Source organism: Micromonospora sp. CPM1 (assembly GCF_023896895.1).
Taxonomy (GTDB): Bacteria; Actinomycetota; Actinomycetes; order Mycobacteriales; family Micromonosporaceae; genus Micromonospora; species Micromonospora tulbaghiae.
Genome location: NZ_JAMHIU010000025.1, coordinates 46,013 through 62,777, shown reverse-complemented (window position 1 = coordinate 62,777; position 16,765 = coordinate 46,013). Strand labels below are relative to the sequence as shown.

Below are 16,765 nucleotides of genomic sequence, written 5' to 3'. Positions count from 1 at the left end.
CGGATGCAACCGCCGGTACATTCCTTCCTGAATACAGCAAGTGCTGTACAGTCACGGCATGCGGACGCTGCACCACTCTCAGGCGCTGTCCCGTTTCGGTCACGCGCTGTCCGACCCGCTACGCGCCCGGCTGCTGCTGGCCCTGCGCGACGGGCCCGGCTACCCGGCCGAGCTGGCCGAGGCGCTCGGCACCAGCCGGCAGAACCTGTCCAACCACCTGGCCTGCCTGCGCGGCTGCGGCCTGGTCGCGGCCGTGCCGGAGGGGCGCCGCACCCGGTACGAGCTGGCCGACGCCCGCCTCGCCCATGCGCTCGGCGACCTGGTCGGCGTCGTGCTCGCGGTCGACCCGGCCGCCTGCCCGGACGCCTCGGACGGATGCTGCTGATGAGCCTGCCGCTGATCCCGGTCACGCCCGCCGGCCCTGCGCCGGGCCGTCGCGCGCTGCTCACCCGCCGGGTGCGCCTGCTGGTTGCCGCGACCATCACCTACAACGTGATCGAGGCGGTGGTGGCGATCAGCGCCGGCGCCGTCGCGTCCTCGACCGCCCTGATCGGTTTCGGTCTGGACTCGGTCATCGAGGTGGCCTCCGCGGCAGCCGTGGCGTGGCAGTTCGCCGGTCCGGACCCGCAGGCCCGGGAGCGGGTCACGCTGCGCGTCATCGCCGTGTCGTTCTTCGCGCTCGCCGCGTACGTCTCCGTCGAGGCGGTCCGTGCGCTGCTCGGCGGCGCCGAGGCCGCGCACTCACCGGTCGGGCTGGTGCTGGCCGGGCTCTCGGTGATCGTGATGCCCGTGCTGTCGGCCGCGCAGCGGCGCGCCGGGCGGGAACTGGGCTCCCGGTCGGCGGTGGCCGACTCGAAGCAGACGTTGCTGTGCACGTACCTCTCGGTGGTCCTGCTCGTCGGGCTGGCCCTCAACGGCCTGTTCGGATGGTCCTGGGCCGACCCGGTCGCCGCCCTGGTGATCGCCGTCGTCGCGGTCCGCGAGGGCCGCGACGCCTGGCGCGGCGACACCTGCTGCGCCACCTGCGGCCCGGGCGGCCCGCAAGCGTGATCACCGGCCGCTACCTGCGGCGACGTCGGGAATACGGCTGTGCTCGGCGGCCCGGCGGGCTACCGTCACCGGAGTACGGGCCGGCGTGGGTCAGGCGCGCCGCGTCCACGCCCGCGCCGTCGGAGTTGACGCGGCGGAAACGCCCGCGGACGAGCATGGGTACGACGAAAGGGGCGGACATGACCGACGAGGTGACGTCGCAGGTCCCGCCGGAACCGGCTCCCGTGCTGACCACCACGCCCGCCGGCACGGGCCCGGTCGGACCGCCGAGCAGCCTGGACCTGTGGGCGCGCGCCCAGGTGCTGCACCGCTGCTTCGGCGACGACGACGGCGAGCCGCACATCATGCGCGGCCTGGACTGACCGGTCAGCGCACCGCCACACCGGCCCGCGCCAGCGGCTCCCACCACGACGCGAGGTCGGAAACAGGCTCGGCGCGCGCCATGTACTCCGCCAGCCGCCGCCGTTGCTCCGCGCTCGGCGCCGGTGAGACCGTGGCGCCCTCGCCGACCAGCGCGTACCGGCGGCCGTCGACGGTGAGCAGCATCGTGCCGACAATCGTTCCCCGGGCCTCGACCCGGCCGGCGAGGGCGGCGAACACCTCCGCGCCGTGCCGGTCGCAGGCGCGCAGCCGGCCCTCGTCCAGCGTCAGCAGCACCGGTACGCAGCGCATGCCGTTCCAGAGGCTGCGTCGCCAGTAGACGATTCCCGCGTACGGCGGCTCCACGACGCCGACCGTACCGCTCCCGTGGCCGGTGAACGTTTCCCGGCGGCGGTACGTGAGAGCCGGTGAGTATCACCGGAGCCTGCCGGGGGTACTGCTGCGGGACACGGGTGCGACAGCCGGGAGGTCATGGTGGGGGACAGGGCGGGACGTCAGGGGCGCGGGCCGATCGCCGGGCTGGTGGTGGCCGCGCTGGTGGCGGCCGGCTGCATGGCCGGCGGTTACGACCAGGGCGAGCCGCAGCAGCCCGCACCCCCGCGTAGCGCGCAGCCCGAGTCGCAGACCACCCGGGCGGACGGCACCACCAGCGTGGCCGAGTTCAAGCAGGACATCCAGGACGCGGTCCGGCTGGCCGAACGCTACTGGGCGGAGCAGTTCCGCGCCTCCGGTCAGCGGTTCACCCCGATCCGGCGGGTGGTGCCCTACAGCCGCGAGGGCGAGGTGGCCTGCGCCGGGCAGGGGCTGCCGCGCAACAACGCGGTGTACTGCTCGGCCGGCGACTTCATCGCCTACGACGTGAACTGGTCGGTGGCGGCGTTCCGGCAGATCGGCGACGCGTTCCTGTTCTACCTGCTCGGCCACGAGTACGCCCACGGCATGCAGGTGCGGCTGGGCATCCGCTACAACTTCACCATCCAGCAGGAGTTGCAGGCCGACTGCATGGCCGGGGCGTACCTCGGGGACAGCGTACGTTCCGGGGCGCTGGAGCTGGCCGACGGTGACCTGGAGGAGTTCCGGGAGGGGCTGCTCGCGGTCGGCGACGACCCCGACCAGCCGTGGTTCGCCGAGGGCTCGCACGGCACCGCCGAGCAGCGCAGCGACTCGTTCTTCCGCGGGTACGAGAAGTCGCTCGGCGCCTGCGGCCTCCGGTGATGCCGCGGGTCACCCCGATCGGGGACGGTGACGGGCGGGCCGGGCGCGGCTGGCAGGATCGGCGGGGTACGCGTACCGAAGGAGGCCCCCGCTGAGCAGCCCACACCCCGCCGCCGTGCTCTTCGACATGGACGGCACCCTGGTCGACAGCGAGAAACTGTGGGACGTCGCGTTGCAGGAACTGGCCGCCGTGTACGGCGGTGTCCTGTCCGACGACGCCCGCCGCGCGATCGTCGGCACCGGGATGGCCGACGCGATGCGGATCGTGCACGACGACCTGGGCCAGCCGGAGCGGGACGTACAGGCCAGCGCCGACTGGATCAGCGCCCGGATCCTGGAGCTGTTCCGCACCGGGCTGCAGTGGCGTCCGGGCGCGCTGGCGCTGCTGCGCGCGGTACGCGACGCCGGCATCCCCACCGCGCTGGTCACCTCCAGCGGCCGGTCCCTGGTCGAGGTGGCGCTGGACACGCTGGGCCGGGACAGCTTCGACGCGGTGGTGTGCGGTGACGAGGTGGACGCGGCCAAGCCGCACCCCGAGCCGTACCTGACCGCCGCGCGTCTGCTGGGCGTGCCGGTCGAGCGGTGCGTGGCGATCGAGGACTCACCGACCGGCGTGGCGAGCGCGTTGGCCGCCGGGGCGGCGGTGCTGGCCGTACCGGCCGAGGTGCCGCTGGCGCCCGCCGACGGCGTACACCAGATGGAGAGCCTGACCGGGGCGGACCTGGAATTGCTCGCGGCGCTGCTCAACCGATAGCGGAAGGGGGCCCCTCTCGACGAGAGGGGCCCCCTTTCCGCTGTGTCAGTCGTGGGCGATGGCGCCCAGGACGTTGATCCGCGCGGCGCGGATCGCCGGCAGCACCGCGGCGACCACACCGATGATCGCGGCCAGGATCAGGAACGTCACCATCTGACCCCACGGCAGGACCAGGTCGGTGATGCCCTCGTCCTTGAGCGCCTCGACCACCGCCGCGCCGAGACCCGTGCCGACCACCACGCCGAGCAGCGCGCCGAAGATGGAGATCACCACCGCCTCGACCGTGATCATGCGCATGGTCTGGGCACGGCGCAGGCCGATCGCCCGCAGCAGACCCAGTTCCCGGGTCCGCTCCAGCACCGACAGCGCGAGCGTGTTGATGATGCCCAGCACCGCGATCACGATGGCCAGCGCCAGCAGGATCTGGATCATCTGGAGCAGGGAGTCCAGCTGACCGGTCTGCTGCTCGATGAACCCGGCCCGGTCGGCCACCGACACCTCGGGGCTGTCCGCCAGCAGCCGCTCGATCTGCGGCTGCACCGCGTCCACCGACGTGCCGGGGGCGAGCTGCAGGAAACCCTGGATCGGCTGCGGGATGGCGAAGTCCGCGGCAGCCTGCGGCGGCAGCGTCACCGGGTTGGTCAGCTGCGAGCTCTCGTAGATGCCGCTGACCGTGTACGTGCGGGCGTCGCCGCGGGACAGTTGCACCGGCACCGTCGAACCGACGGTGAGGTTGCGTGCCTTCGCGGTGTCGGAGCTGACCAGCATCTGGTCCGGTGCCAGCTTGCTGATGTCACCGGCGGTGGCCTTCGCCCCGAAGATCTGCTGGAGCGCGGCCACGTTGCTCGACACGGCCACCCAGGTCCGCTCGCCGCCGACCACTGCCATGTCGCCGTACTCGCCGTCGACCATCCGCACACCCGGGATCGCGGCGGCCTTCTCCAGCACCGCCGGGTCGAAGCTCGCCGGGCGCGGCCCCGACGTGGACCCGGAGATCACCAGCTCCGCCTTGATGGTGTCCTCGGCCAGCGCGCCGATGCTGCCCTTTGCCGAGTCCAGGATCACCGTCACGCCGGTGACCAGGGCGATGCCCACCATCAGCGCGGCTGCGGTGATCGCCGTGCGGCGCGGGTTGCGGCCCGAGTTGAGCCGGCCCAGCTTGCCCGGCACCGACCAGGAGAACATCGCGCCGAGCAGCGCGACCACCGGCCGGCTGATCACCGGCGTCAGCAGCGCCACCCCGATGAACGCGAACAGCACGCCGCCGAGGATGGTCGCCAGGGTGCTGTCGCCGGCGTGCCCGCCGAGACCCAGGAACAGCAGCACCGCGCCGATGCCGGTCACCACGGCGCCGCCGACGGTGACCTTCGTCAGCGGCCGGTCCGGCGTGGCGACGTCCTGCATCGCAGCGATCGGCGGGATGCGCGAGGCGCGCAGCGCCGGCAGCAGCGCGGCGATCACCGTGATCAGCATGCCGACCGCGAACGCGCCGATCACCGCCGAGGCCGGCACGCCCAGCCCGGCCAGGGTCAGACCCCCGGCGAGCTGACCGAACAGGTACGCCAACAGCGCGCCCACGCCGATGCCGGCGGCGAGCCCCAGCACCGAGGCGATCAGGCCGACCGCGAGCGCCTCCAGCACCACCGAGCCGATGACCTGCTTGCCGCTGGCCCCGATCGCCCGCATCAGGGCCAGCTCACGGGTGCGCTGGGCCACGATGATCGAGAACGTGTTGAGGATCAGGAACGTGCCGACCAGCAGCGCCACCGCGGCGAACCCGAGGAGGATCTTGTTGAAGAACGACAGCCCTTCCTTGAGGCCGGCCGAGGCGTCGGCGGCGAGCTGCTCGCCGGTCTTGACCTGGTAGTCGGCGCCCAGCGTGCGGGCCACCGCGTCGCGCAGCGCCTCCGGCGTGGTGCCGTCGGCGGCCTGGACGCTGACGTTGCTGTACACGTCCGGCTTGCCCAGCATCAGCTGCTGCGCCACCGGGGTGGTGAAGTAGACCTCGTTGGCGCCACCGATCGAGTCCCGGCCGCCGCTGTAGCCGAACACGCCGACGAGCGTGAACTCCTTCTTCGGGGCGAGGGTCAGCACGCCGACCCGGTCGCCGACCTTGACCTTGCCCGCCTCGGCCAGCGCGGTGTTGATCACGATCTCGTCGTCGGCCTGCGGCGCGCGGCCCTCGCGGATCTCCACCAGGTCGCTCTCACCGAGCCAGTTCTGGCCCAGCTGCGGCGGGCCGAACGAGGTGACCACCTTGCCGTTGCTGCCGATCATGCGGGCGCCGTCGGCGGCCACCACGCCCTCGGCGTCGGCGACGCCGGGCACCGCCTTGATCCGGTCGAGCACCGACGCCGGCATCGGGGTGCTCAGCGGCATGCCCTCCGCGGTGGAGACGTCGATCTTCGGCTTCGCCTCGACGCTGACGTCGACCTCGGCGTACGCGTCGGCGAAGACCGCGTCGAAGGACCGCCCGAGCGTGTCGGTGAGCACGAACGCGCCGGAGACGAACATGACGCCGAGCACCACCGCCAGGCCGGACAGCAGCAGGCGCAACTTGCGCGCCAGCAGGCTCTTGAGCGTTGCCCGCAGCATCAGTTGCCCACCTCGACCGGGGCGTCCAGCTTCTTCATCGTGTCCAGCACCGTCTCGGCGGTCGGCTCGATCAGCTCCGAGACGATCTGCCCGTCGGCGAGGAACACCACGCGGTCGGCGTACGCGGCGGCGGTCGGGTCGTGCGTGACCATCACGATGGTCTGGCCGTGCTCGCGTACCGAGTTGCGCAGGAACTTCAGCACCTCGGCGCCGGAGCGGGAGTCCAGGTTGCCGGTCGGCTCGTCCGCGAAGATCACCTCGGGGCGGGCGACGAGCGCCCGGGCGCACGCCACGCGCTGCTGCTGGCCGCCGGAGAGCTGCGCCGGGCGGTGCCCGAGCCGCTCCCGCAGGCCGACCGTGTCGATCACCGTGTCGTACCAGGCCGGGTCGGCCTTGCGCCCGGCGATCGACAGGGGCAGCAGGATGTTCTCCTGCGCGGTGAGCGTGGGCAGCAGGTTGAACTGCTGGAAGATGAAGCCCACCTTGTCGCGGCGCAGCTTCGTCAGGCCGGAGTCGTTGAGCCCGGTCACTGTGGTGTCGCCGATCATGACCGTGCCCTTGGTCACCGTGTCCAGACCGGCGAGGCAGTGCATCAGCGTGGACTTCCCCGAGCCGGACGGCCCCATGATCGCGGTGAACCGGCCGCGTTCGAACTCGGCGCTCACCCCCCGCAGCGCGACGACCTGCGCCTCGCCGCTGCCGTACACCTTCCACACGTCGTTCGCCCGGGCCGCGGCCTGCTGTCGGCCTACCGTCGCGGTCACGTCATCTACCTCTTCCGTCTGTCGTTCTCATGCCGCACCGCCCCCGCTGGTCGGTGCGGCGGAATCCATCCTCGGGGCCGGGAGCCCGAAAACCCTCCGACCTGGGGTGGAATCCGTGCCGATCTTCCGGTGAGGGTCGACCCCCATCCGGGCTCAGGGTGACCCCTGACCGGCAGGCGACGCCGACGTTAGGGCCTCACCTCGCGTGATGGTCAACACATCGGCCCCGCCGCTGGTCACGGTAGGTGACCCGCGCCACCTCAGCCGCCGGGACGGACCAGGCCCGTCTCGTACGCCAGCACGACCGCCTGCACCCGGTCGCGCAACCGTAGCTTCGTGAGCACGTGCCCGACATGGGTTTTCACGGTGGTCTCGCTGACCGACAGCACCCGGGCGATCTCCGCGTTGGACAGTCCGCGCGCCATGTGGGTGAGCACCTCACGCTCCCGGTCGGTCAGCGGTTCCAGCGCCCGCGCCGGCGCGACGGCCGGGTCCGGCAGCACCTGGGCGAACCGGTCCAGCAGCCGGCGCAGGACGCGCGGGGACATCACCGCGCCCCCGGCGGCCACCGTGCGGATCGCGGCCACGAGGTCCTCGGCCGGCACGTCCTTGGTCAGGAAGCCGCCCGCCCCGGCCCGCAACGCCCCGACGACGTGCTCGTCCTGCGCGAACGTGGTGAGCACGAGCACGCGTACCGGCAGCCGGGCCGACACGATCGCCCGGGTGGCGGCCACCCCGTCCAGGCGCGGCATCCGGATGTCCATCAGCACCACGTCGGGCAGCAGCCGCCGGGACAGCTCCACCGCCTCCGCGCCGTCGCCGGCCTCACCCACCACGTCGAGGTCGTCCTCCGCGCCGAGCACCATCCGGAATCCGGTACGCAGCAGCGGCTGGTCGTCGGCGAGCAGGACCCGCACCGGCCGGGACACGGCGCCCTCGGTCATGCGTCCCCCTCGTCGTCCGGGCGGCGGTCCGGCCGGGCATCAGCGCACGCCCACGCCCACCCGGCGTGAACCAGGCCGCGGTAACCACCGTAGAGGGCGCCGCCCGCGCGGTCGCCGATCAGGCCGCCCCGATCCCGCAGGTTGGCCGGGCTCCGCGCGCCCGGCCCTCACGGGATCGCGGGCGGTCTGCGTAACGGGCTCGGGCGGGATCGTGGGCGGTGTGCGGGCTCACGCGGGATCGTGGGCGGTCTGTGCCGGGCTCGCGGTGGATCGCCGGTGACCCACGGTGGCTCGGCATCGCATTCGTCCGCGGGGTGACCCGGCGCCCGGCTCGCCCCCCCGGTGACCCGGTGCCGGACTCGCTCCGCGGTGACCCGGTGCCGGACACGCCCGGCTCGGGGAGCGCCGCGCTCCGCTCGGCGAGCCCGTCGCCGATGGTGGGGCACGCCCGCACCCATGATCGACTCCACTTCGCCGAGGTGGCTGCGTCCCACCCCCGTCGACCCCGCCACCTCCCCGAGGTGGCGCGTCCCGCCCTCGTCGACCCCGCCACCTCCCCGAGGTGGCGCGTCCCGCCCTCGTCGACCCCGCCACCTCCCCGGGGTGGCCGCATCCCATCTCCGTCGACCCGCCACCTCGGCGAAGTGCCGCGCGTGCTCGGTCGCCACCGATGGTGATCCACGCCTGCTCGGGGAGGTTGCGGCATCGCGCACCGCTCGATCCCGCCACCTCGCCGTGGTGGCTGCGTCCCGCTCCCGTCAACCTCGCCACTTCGGTGAAGTGGCCGGGGTGCTCGGTCGCCACCGGCGGTGATCCACGCCTGCTCGGGGAGGTTGCGGCATCGCGCACCGCCCGATCCCGCCACCTCCCCGAGGTGGCTGCGTCCCGCTCCCGTCAACCTCGCCACTTCGGTGAAGTGGCCGGGGTGCTCGGTCGCCGCCGATGGTGATCCACGCCTGCTCGGGGAGGTTGCGGCATCGCGCACCGCCCGACCCCGCCACCTCCCCGAAGTGGCCCGCATGACCCACGGGGCGGGAAGCGGGCGGTCAGGCGGGGGTGGTTACCCAGCGGGATCGCGGGCGCTCTTGCGTGCTGGCCCTGCGCGGGATCGCCCGCCGATAGGAGGCCGTCCGGCCAGGCGTCAGCCCGGGGCACCCGCCGGCAGGAGCGGAGGTCACTCGTCGGCGCCGGGCGCCACCGGGCGGGAGCGGGCGTCCACCAGCGGGTCGGGTGCGGCGGCGGACGTCGGGAACGGCGGCGGCGTCCCGCCGTAGCTCGGACACAGCGCCTGGTGGTTGCACCAGTCGCACAGGCGGCTCGGCCGGGGACGGAAGTCCTGCCGGGCGGTGGCCTGCTCGATCGCCCGCCACAGCGCCACCACCGTGCGCTCGAAGCGCACCAGCTCGTCGGCGTCCGGCGCGTAGTCGCAGACCTCGGCGTCCTTGAGGTAGAGCAGCCGCAGCACCCGCGGCACCACGCCCCGCGTTCGCCACAGCACCAGGGCGTAGAACTTGAGCTGGAACAGCGCCCGCGCCTCGAACGCCTCCCGCGGCGCCCCACCGGTCTTGTAGTCGACCACCCGCAGCGCGCCGTCCGGCGCGACGTCGAGCCGGTCGAGGTAGCCCCGGATGAGCAGCTCGTCGTCGACCACCGCGGAGATCAGCGCCTCGCGCTCGGCCGGCTCCAGCCGGCGCGGGTCCTCCACCGCGAAGTAGCCGTCCAGCAGCGCCGTCGCCGACCGGAGGAACTCCTGCGGCCCGACGGCGTCGCCGTCGGCGAACAGCGTGGCCAGCTCCGGCTCCTCGGTGACCAGTCGGTCCCACTGCGGGGCGACCAGGTCACCGGCCGACTCCGGGGTGCGCGCGGGGGCCGGCAGGTCGAACAGCCGCTCCAGCACCGCGTGCACGAGCGTGCCCCGGGCCTGCTCGACGGTCGGCCGCTCGGGCAGCCGGTCGATGCTGCGAAACCGGTAGAGCAGCGGGCAGGTCTTGAAGTCGGCCGCCCGCGACGGCGACAACGAGGCCCGCACGGTGACCGGCGCCGGTGCCGCCGTCTGGTCGCCGTGACTGTCGATCATCGGTTCCGCCGTCATGCCCGGAAGGTTAGGGCACGCGTGTGACAGGACCGGCGTCGCCGCACCGAAGCATGATCCGCAACCGTGGCGCCCTCAGTCGTCCACGGCTGCGGGGCTCGCCGAAGCTCAGCTCACGTAGCATCGGGCCGGTGCAGCAGCGGAGCCGAGGACCCCGCCGGCCGGGGCTCAGCCTCGGCCGGGTCCTCGGGGTGCCGCTGCGCGTCGACGCCTCGATGCTGCTGCTCACCGTCGTGGTCACAGTGCTGTACGCGGCACTGGCCCGCCGTCAGCTCGACCTCGGCCCGCTCGGCGGCTACCTGGTCGGCCTCGGCTTCGTGATTTCGCTGCTCGGCTCCGTGCTGCTGCACGAGCTGGGGCACGCGCTGACCGCCCGCCGGTACGGCATCGGTGTGCGGGGGATCACCCTGGAACTGCTCGGCGGCTACACCGAGATGGACCGCGACGCCCCCAGCCCTCGGGTCGAGCTGCTGATCTCCCTGGCCGGCCCGGCCGTCTCCGCGGTGCTCGGCGCCGGCGCGGTCGCCGCCACCCTCGCCCTGCCCGCCGGCACGCTCGGCCACCAGCTCGCCTTCCAGCTCGCGGTGAGCAACGTGGTGGTGGCGATCTTCAACAGCCTGCCCGGCCTGCCACTGGACGGCGGACGGGCGCTGCGCGCCGCCGTGTGGGCGCTCACCCACGACCGGCACCGCGGCACCGAGGTGGCCGGCTGGGTGGGCCGGGCCGTCGCGCTGGGCACGCTGGTGCTGGTCGTGGTGCTCACCATGCGCCGGGCGCTGGCACCCCTGGCCCTGCCACTGCTGCTGCTCGTCGCGCTGACGCTGTGGCGCGGCGCCGGCCAGTCGATCCGGCTGGCGCGCATCGGCCGCCGGCTGCACCTGGTCGACCTGGCCCGGCTGGCCCGCACGGTGCTGCCGGTGCCCACCGGCACGCCGCTGGCCGAGGCCCAGCGCCGCCGCGACGAGGCGGGCACCCCCGAGGCGGCACTCGGCGTGGTCGACTCGGCCGGCCGTACCGTCGCCCTGGTCGACCCGGCCCGCGTCGCCGCCGTACCCCCGGAACGGAGGCCGTGGGTCGCGGTGGACGAGGTGGCCCGCGACCTGTCCGCCGTGCCGGCCTTGCCGCTCGGGGCGGACGGCGAGCGCGTGCTGGAGACCGTGCGCACCCACCCGGGCGCGCAGTACGTCGTGACGGCAGGCGAAGATGTGGTCGGCGTGCTGCACATCGCGGATCTCGCCCAGCTCCTGGAACCCGAACGGAAGACGAACACGTGACCGCAGAGATCTCCACCGTCCCGGCGTTGCCCCCGGTCCATCGCGGGCCGTTCCGGCCGGGCGACCGGGTCCAGCTGACCGACCCGAAGGGCCGGATGCACACCGTGACGCTGGAGCCGGGCAAGGAGTTCCACACCCACCGCGGGATCCTCAAGCACGACACCCTGATCGGCCTGCCCGACGGCAGCGTGGTCACCACCGCCGGCGGCGGCACCGCGTTCCTGGCGCTGCGGCCGCTGCTGTCGGACTACGTGCTGTCCATGCCGCGCGGCGCCCAGGTGATCTACCCGAAGGACTCGGCGCAGATCGTCGCCATGGGCGACGTCTTCCCCGGCGCCAAGGTGCTGGAGGCCGGCGCCGGGTCCGGCGCGCTGTCCTGCTCGCTGCTGCGGGCCGTCGGCACCGAGGGCGAGCTGCACTCGTTCGAGCTGCGCGACGACTTCGCCCAGATCGCCCGCCGCAACGTCGAGGCGTTCTTCAACGGCCCGCACCCGGCCTGGCGGCTGCACGTCGGCGACGTCGCCGACTGCACCGAGACCGGTTTCGACCGGATCATCCTCGACATGCTCACCCCGTGGGAGATGCTCGACATGGTCGAGCGGGCGCTCGTGCCCGGCGGCGTGCTGATCGGCTACGTGGCCACCACCCCGCAGCTGTCCGAGCTGGTCGAGGCGCTGCGCGAGCGCGGCGGCTGGACCGAGCCGCGCGCCTGGGAGTCGCTGGTGCGCGACTGGCACGCCGAAGGGCTCGCGGTGCGCCCGGACCACCGGATGATCGCCCACACCGCGTTCCTCGTCTCCGCCCGCAAGCTCGCCCCCGGGGTCACCGCGCCGCCGCGCCGGCGCAAGCCCAGCAAGGGCGCCGAGGCGTACGCGCAGCGCCGCGACGCCCTGCGCGCCGCCGCGGCCGCCCGCGCGGCGGAGGAGCCGGAGCAGTCCTGACCCCCGCCGCGCGGACGCGCGCGCACGGGCGGATCATGTGTGCCGGTGGGGACGACACCTGAGCGGGTGGAGACGGTGGCATGAGCGAGCGGATCGGGGCGCGCGTCGGGCGGCGCGCCCGTGCCGGTGACCGAAACCGATGGTGGCGCCGCGGCGCGGGTCGGCGGGAGGCGGCGTGAGCAACCCCGGCTACGGCAACGGCGACCTGCCCGCCGTCTTCCCGGACTGGTCGCCCTACACCGACCTGGAGTCGGCCGCCCGGGCGTACCTGCGCGACCCGGACATCGCGCTGGAGGCGCTCGACGGCGTGCTGCGCGGCGCGTCCGTGCTCGGCTTCACGCTGGAGCGCTTCGTCAACGAGGTGAACGGGGTGTGGCAGGAGGTCGTCGTCTGCGACGGCAGCCGGCTGGTGCTCTGGCACGGCGAGGACGTGCCGCCGGGGGAGGGGCCGCCCGGCGCGATGACCTCGTCGCTGCGGGTGGTGCCGCTGTCCACCGTCACCGAGGTCGGCTGCCGGCGGCGGCTCATGCGCGCCGACAACGGCACCGTACGGGTCGACAGCATCGACGTGTACCTGCTGCTCAGCTCGCTGGACGAGGCGCCGCCCAGCGACGAGGCGGTCGGCGCGCCCCGACACGACGCGCTGCGCTTCGGCAAGACCCTCGACGACGGCGGGGCGGGGCAGATCGCCCGGCTGGAGGAGTTCGCCCGGCTGGTCGCCTCGGTCGTCGGCCGGCCCCTGCTCTGAGGCGGACGCACGACGGGCCGGGGACGCGTGTCCCCGGCCCGTCGTGTCCGTCTCCGCTCAGTCCTCGGCCTCCGGGCCGGCCACCTCGACGCCGTCGCTGCCGCGCACGACGTGGATGCACTCGCCCGGGCACTCCTTCGCCGAGTCGATCACCTCGAGGCGCAGGTGCTCCGGCACGTCCACCCGGGCGCCGGTGGCCTGCCGCAGCTCGCCGTCCGGGCCCTTGACGTACGCCAGGCCGTCGACGTCGAACTCGAAGACCTCCGGCGCGTACTGCACGCAGAGCCCGTCACCGGTGCAGAGGTCCTGATCCACCCAGACCTGCAACTGGTCGGTCGCGACGTCGGTCACGAAGCACCCCCCATGTTCTCCCGTCCCACACTCCGACGGTACCCGAACGCCCGTACCCGCCCCGCGACCAGCCCTTCGCGATCAAGCTTCGGTGACGAGCGCGTTGCTGTGGACCGAATCGGGCTCATAGCGGCTAGTGTTAGGTCAGAACGTTCAAGCCCCCCGGGGAGGTGGGACGTGGCACGCAGCGACGACGCGGACTCGCGCGCCGCACGGTGGGAAAAGGAAGCCCACGATCTCTCCACGCAGGTCGCGTTCCTGCAAGAGGAACTCGCTCTGGTGCGGCGCAAGTTGACCGAAAGCCCCCGACACGTCCGGCAGCTCGAAGAGCGGCTGGCGGCCACCCAGGCACAGTTGGCGCGGCTGACCGAGAACAACGAACGGCTCGTGAGCACCCTCAAGGAGGCTCGCGCGCAGATCGTGACGCTCAAGGAGGAGATCGACCGTCTCGCCCAGCCGCCGAGTGGCTACGGCGTCTTCCTGGCCAAGCACGACGACGGCACGGTGGACGTGTTCACCGGCGGGCGCAAGCTCCGGGTGGCCGTCTCGCCCTCGCTGGAGGTCGACGAGCTGCGCCGTGGCCAGGAGGTCCTGCTCAACGACGCGCTCAACATCGTCGACGCGTTCGGCTACGAGCGGGTCGGCGAGGTGGTGATGCTCAAGGAGATCCTGGCGGGCCCCGAGGGCGCTCCGGGTGACCGGGCGCTCGTGGTGTCGCACTCCGACGAGGAGCGCATCGTGCACCTCGCCGAGACCCTGATCGGCAGCGCGATCCGGGCCGGCGACTCGCTCATGATCGAGCCCCGCTCGGCGTACGCGTACGAGCGGATCCCGAAGAGCGAGGTCGAGGAGCTGGTCCTGGAGGAGGTGCCCGACGTCAACTACGAGGACATCGGTGGCCTCCAGGCACAGATCGAGCAGATCCGCGACGCGGTGGAGCTGCCGTTCCTGCACTCCGACCTGTTCCGCGAGCACCAGCTCCGGCCGCCGAAGGGCATCCTGCTCTACGGCCCGCCCGGCTGCGGCAAGACGCTGATCGCCAAGGCGGTGGCGAACTCGCTGGCCAAGAAGATCGCCGAGCGGGAGGGGAAGGATCGCCACACCAGCTTCTTCCTCAACATCAAGGGCCCCGAGCTGCTCAACAAGTACGTCGGTGAGACCGAGCGGCACATCCGGCTGATCTTCCAGCGGGCGCGGGAGAAGGCCGGCGAGGGCACCCCGGTGATCGTGTTCTTCGACGAGATGGACTCGGTGTTCCGCACCCGCGGCTCCGGCGTCTCCTCCGACGTGGAGAACACCATCGTCCCGCAGCTGCTCAGCGAGATCGACGGCGTCGAGGGCCTGGAGAACGTCATCGTCATCGGCGCCTCCAACCGGGAAGACATGATCGACCCGGCGATCCTGCGCCCCGGCCGGCTCGACGTGAAGATCAAGATCGAGCGGCCGGACGCCGAGGCGGCGAAGGACATCTTCTCCAAGTACATCCTCGCCGGCCTGCCGCTGCACGCCGACGACCTGGCCGAACACGGCGGCGACGCCCAGGCCACCGTCGCGGCGATGATCGACGCGGTGGTCCTGCGGATGTACTCCGAGACCGAGGAGAACCGCTTCCTCGAGGTCACCTATGCCAACGGCGACAAGGAAGTCCTCTACTTCAAGGACTTCAACTCCGGCGCGATGATCCAGAACATCGTGGACCGGGGCAAGAAGATGGCCATCAAGGAGTTCCTCACCTCCGGGCGCAAGGGGCTGCGGCTCCAGCACCTGCTCGACGCCTGCGTCGACGAGTTCCGCGAGAACGAGGATCTGCCCAACACCACCAACCCCGACGACTGGGCCCGCATCTCCGGCAAGAAGGGCGAGCGGATCGTCTACATCCGCACGCTCGTCTCCGGCGGCAAGGGCGCCGAGGCCGGACGGTCCATCGAGACCGCCAGCAACACCGGCCAATACCTCTAGTCCGACCCTCGACGGAGGCCCGTGGCGTACGCGCCGCGGGCCTCCGCGCGTGCTCGGGGAAGCCGCCACAGCGGACCGGCGCTGCCGCCACGCCCCCTCGGCGCGTCACGCCGACTACGCTCGACGTGACGGGGACCGGGACGGCGAGCGGAGCGGGCAGGTCGATGAGCGTTAGACGGATCATGGGCACCGAGGTCGAGTACGGCATCTCCGTGCCCGGTCAGGCCGGAGCCAACCCGATGGTCACCTCCTCCCAGGTGGTCAACGCCTACGGGGCGCGGCCGGAACTCAACCGGGGCGGCCGGGCCCGCTGGGACTACGAGGAGGAGTCGCCACTGCGCGACGCCCGCGGGTTCACCTACTCCGGCGCCGCGTACGACCCGGCCGAGGCGCTCGCCGACGAGGACCTCGGGCTCGCCAACGTCATACTCACCAACGGCGCCCGCCTCTACGTCGACCACGCCCACCCGGAGTACTCCACGCCCGAGGTGACGAACCCGCTGGACGTGGTGCGGTGGGACAAGGCGGGGGAGCGGGTGATGGCCGAGGCGGCCCGGCGGGCCGCGACCATCCCGGGCACCCACCCGATCCACCTGTACAAGAACAACACCGACAACAAGGGCGCCAGCTACGGCGCGCACGAGAACTACCTGATGCGCCGGCAGACGCCGTTCGCCGACATCGTGGCGTACCTGACGCCGTTCTTCGTCACGCGGCAGATCGTCTGCGGCGCCGGGCGGGTCGGCATCGGCCAGGACGGCGGCCAGAGCGGTTTCCAGATCTCCCAGCGGGCCGACTTCTTCGAGGTCGAGGTGGGACTGGAGACGACGCTCAAGCGGCCCATCATCAACACCCGCGACGAGCCGCACGCCGACGCCGACAAGTACCGCCGGCTGCACGTCATCATCGGCGACGCCAACCTCTCCGAGATCTCCACGTTCCTCAAGGTCGGCACCACCTCGCTGATCCTCGCCATGATCGAGGAGAAGGCGCTCGGCGCGGACCTGGGCATCGCCGACCCGGTGGCCGAGCTGCGCGCGGTCAGCCACGACCCGTCGCTCAAGCACCTGATGCGGATGCGCGACGGCCGCAAGCTGACGGCGCTGGACGTGCAGTGGGCGTACCTGGAGCGGGTCGGCTCCTTCGTGGACGACCGCTACGGCAAGGACGTGGACGCGCAGACCGCCGACGTGCTGCGCCGCTGGGAGAGTGTGCTGGACCGGCTCGGCCGCGACGCGTTCGAGTGCGCCGACGAGCTGGACTGGGTGGCCAAGCTGCGGCTGCTGGAGGGCTACCGGGAGCGGGAGAAGCTGGCCTGGGGCTCGCACAAGCTGCAACTGGTCGACCTCCAGTACTCCGACGTGCGGCCGGAGAAGGGCCTCTACCACCGCCTGGTGCAGCGCGGCTCGATGAAGACGCTGCTCACCGACGAGCAGACCCGCACCGCGATGACCGAGCCGCCGGAGGACACCCGGGCGTACTTCCGGGGCCGTTGCCTGGACCGGTACGCCTCCGAGGTGGTCGCCGCGAGCTGGGACTCGGTCATCTTCGACGTGGGCCGGGAGTCGCTGGTCCGGGTGCCGATGATGGAGCCCGAGCGGGGCACCCGCGCGCACGTCGGCGAGCTGTTCGACCGCTGCGAGAGCGCCAAGGATCTGCTGGAGACGCTCACCGCCGGGTGACCCCGATGCCGGAAG

The 16,765-nt window shown here is 72.7% G+C and carries 16 protein-coding genes; 10 read left to right on the top strand and 6 right to left on the bottom strand.

What is annotated here, in order from left to right; all coding sequences use genetic code 11:
- Positions 1 to 58 precede the first annotated feature (58 nt).
- The 3 genes from M8C11_RS25395 (at position 59) to M8C11_RS25385 (ending at position 1,412) form a co-directional block, all read left to right on the top strand.
- Entirely contained in the window at positions 59 to 385 is a 327-nt protein-coding gene (locus M8C11_RS25395; protein ID WP_252453789.1) for a helix-turn-helix transcriptional regulator, read from the top strand.
- Positions 385 to 1,050 (top strand): cation transporter, encoded by a 666-nt coding sequence (locus tag M8C11_RS25390; RefSeq protein WP_252453786.1) that lies wholly within the window; start codon positions 385 to 387, stop codon positions 1,048 to 1,050. Before M8C11_RS25395 ends, M8C11_RS25390 begins: the two co-directional genes overlap by 1 nt.
- Before the next feature lie 179 nt (positions 1,051 to 1,229).
- Positions 1,230 to 1,412, top strand: coding sequence for a hypothetical protein (locus M8C11_RS25385; protein ID WP_013286093.1), 183 nt, complete (start codon positions 1,230 to 1,232; stop codon positions 1,410 to 1,412).
- 4 nt (positions 1,413 to 1,416) lie between these two features.
- Here M8C11_RS25385 and M8C11_RS25380 read toward each other — a convergent pair whose 3' ends face one another.
- Positions 1,417 to 1,776 (bottom strand): hypothetical protein, encoded by a 360-nt coding sequence (locus tag M8C11_RS25380; RefSeq protein ID WP_252453783.1) that lies wholly within the window; start codon positions 1,774 to 1,776, stop codon positions 1,417 to 1,419.
- A 129-nt stretch (positions 1,777 to 1,905) separates the two neighbouring features.
- Here M8C11_RS25380 and M8C11_RS25375 point away from each other — a divergent pair, with 129 nt between their 5' ends.
- Positions 1,906 to 2,646: a neutral zinc metallopeptidase gene (locus tag M8C11_RS25375; RefSeq protein WP_121685083.1), complete on the top strand. Its 741-nt coding sequence runs from the start codon at positions 1,906 to 1,908 to the stop codon at positions 2,644 to 2,646.
- A gap of 115 nt (positions 2,647 to 2,761) precedes the next feature.
- Positions 2,762 to 3,400, top strand: coding sequence for an HAD family phosphatase (locus M8C11_RS25370; protein WP_252453780.1), 639 nt, complete (start codon positions 2,762 to 2,764; stop codon positions 3,398 to 3,400).
- A 45-nt stretch (positions 3,401 to 3,445) separates the two neighbouring features.
- On the opposite strand, the gene M8C11_RS25365 is transcribed toward M8C11_RS25370, so the two are convergent.
- The 4 genes from M8C11_RS25365 to M8C11_RS25350 form a co-directional block, all read right to left on the bottom strand.
- Positions 3,446 to 5,995: an ABC transporter permease gene (locus M8C11_RS25365; RefSeq protein WP_252453778.1), complete on the bottom strand. Its 2,550-nt coding sequence runs from the start codon at positions 5,993 to 5,995 to the stop codon at positions 3,446 to 3,448.
- Positions 5,995 to 6,759, bottom strand: a complete 765-nt coding sequence (locus tag M8C11_RS25360) for an ABC transporter ATP-binding protein (protein ID WP_252453775.1) — start codon at positions 6,757 to 6,759, stop codon at positions 5,995 to 5,997. The genes M8C11_RS25365 and M8C11_RS25360 overlap by 1 nt, the downstream gene beginning before the upstream one ends.
- A gap of 260 nt (positions 6,760 to 7,019) precedes the next feature.
- Positions 7,020 to 7,703, bottom strand: coding sequence for a response regulator transcription factor (locus M8C11_RS25355; RefSeq protein WP_120570083.1), 684 nt, complete (start codon positions 7,701 to 7,703; stop codon positions 7,020 to 7,022).
- Positions 7,704 to 8,877: 1,174 nt separating this feature from the next.
- Positions 8,878 to 9,795 (bottom strand): PD-(D/E)XK nuclease family protein, encoded by a 918-nt coding sequence (locus tag M8C11_RS25350; protein ID WP_252453772.1) that lies wholly within the window; start codon positions 9,793 to 9,795, stop codon positions 8,878 to 8,880.
- 215 nt (positions 9,796 to 10,010) lie between these two features.
- On the opposite strand from M8C11_RS25350, the gene M8C11_RS25345 reads away from it, so the two are divergent.
- The 3 genes from M8C11_RS25345 (at position 10,011) to M8C11_RS25335 (ending at position 12,758) form a co-directional block, all read left to right on the top strand.
- Positions 10,011 to 11,069, top strand: coding sequence for a M50 family metallopeptidase (locus tag M8C11_RS25345; protein WP_252453829.1), 1,059 nt, complete (start codon positions 10,011 to 10,013; stop codon positions 11,067 to 11,069).
- Complete coding sequence (locus tag M8C11_RS25340) at positions 11,066 to 12,010, top strand: tRNA (adenine-N1)-methyltransferase (protein ID WP_120570081.1); 945 nt, start codon at positions 11,066 to 11,068, stop codon at positions 12,008 to 12,010. The genes M8C11_RS25345 and M8C11_RS25340 overlap by 4 nt, the downstream gene beginning before the upstream one ends.
- Positions 12,011 to 12,185: 175 nt before the next feature.
- Complete coding sequence (locus M8C11_RS25335) at positions 12,186 to 12,758, top strand: hypothetical protein (protein ID WP_120570080.1); 573 nt, start codon at positions 12,186 to 12,188, stop codon at positions 12,756 to 12,758.
- 57 nt (positions 12,759 to 12,815) lie between these two features.
- Here M8C11_RS25335 and M8C11_RS25330 read toward each other — a convergent pair whose 3' ends face one another.
- Entirely contained in the window at positions 12,816 to 13,109 is a 294-nt protein-coding gene (locus M8C11_RS25330; RefSeq protein WP_252453769.1) for a ferredoxin, read from the bottom strand.
- 177 nt (positions 13,110 to 13,286) lie between these two features.
- On the opposite strand from M8C11_RS25330, the gene arc reads away from it, so the two are divergent.
- Together arc and dop are read left to right on the top strand one after the other, a co-directional pair.
- Entirely contained in the window at positions 13,287 to 15,068 is a 1,782-nt protein-coding gene (gene arc, locus M8C11_RS25325; protein ID WP_091428079.1) for a proteasome ATPase, read from the top strand.
- Between the two features lie 164 nt (positions 15,069 to 15,232).
- Complete coding sequence (gene dop / locus M8C11_RS25320) at positions 15,233 to 16,750, top strand: depupylase/deamidase Dop (protein WP_121685617.1); 1,518 nt, start codon at positions 15,233 to 15,235, stop codon at positions 16,748 to 16,750.
- Positions 16,751 to 16,765 lie beyond the last annotated feature (15 nt).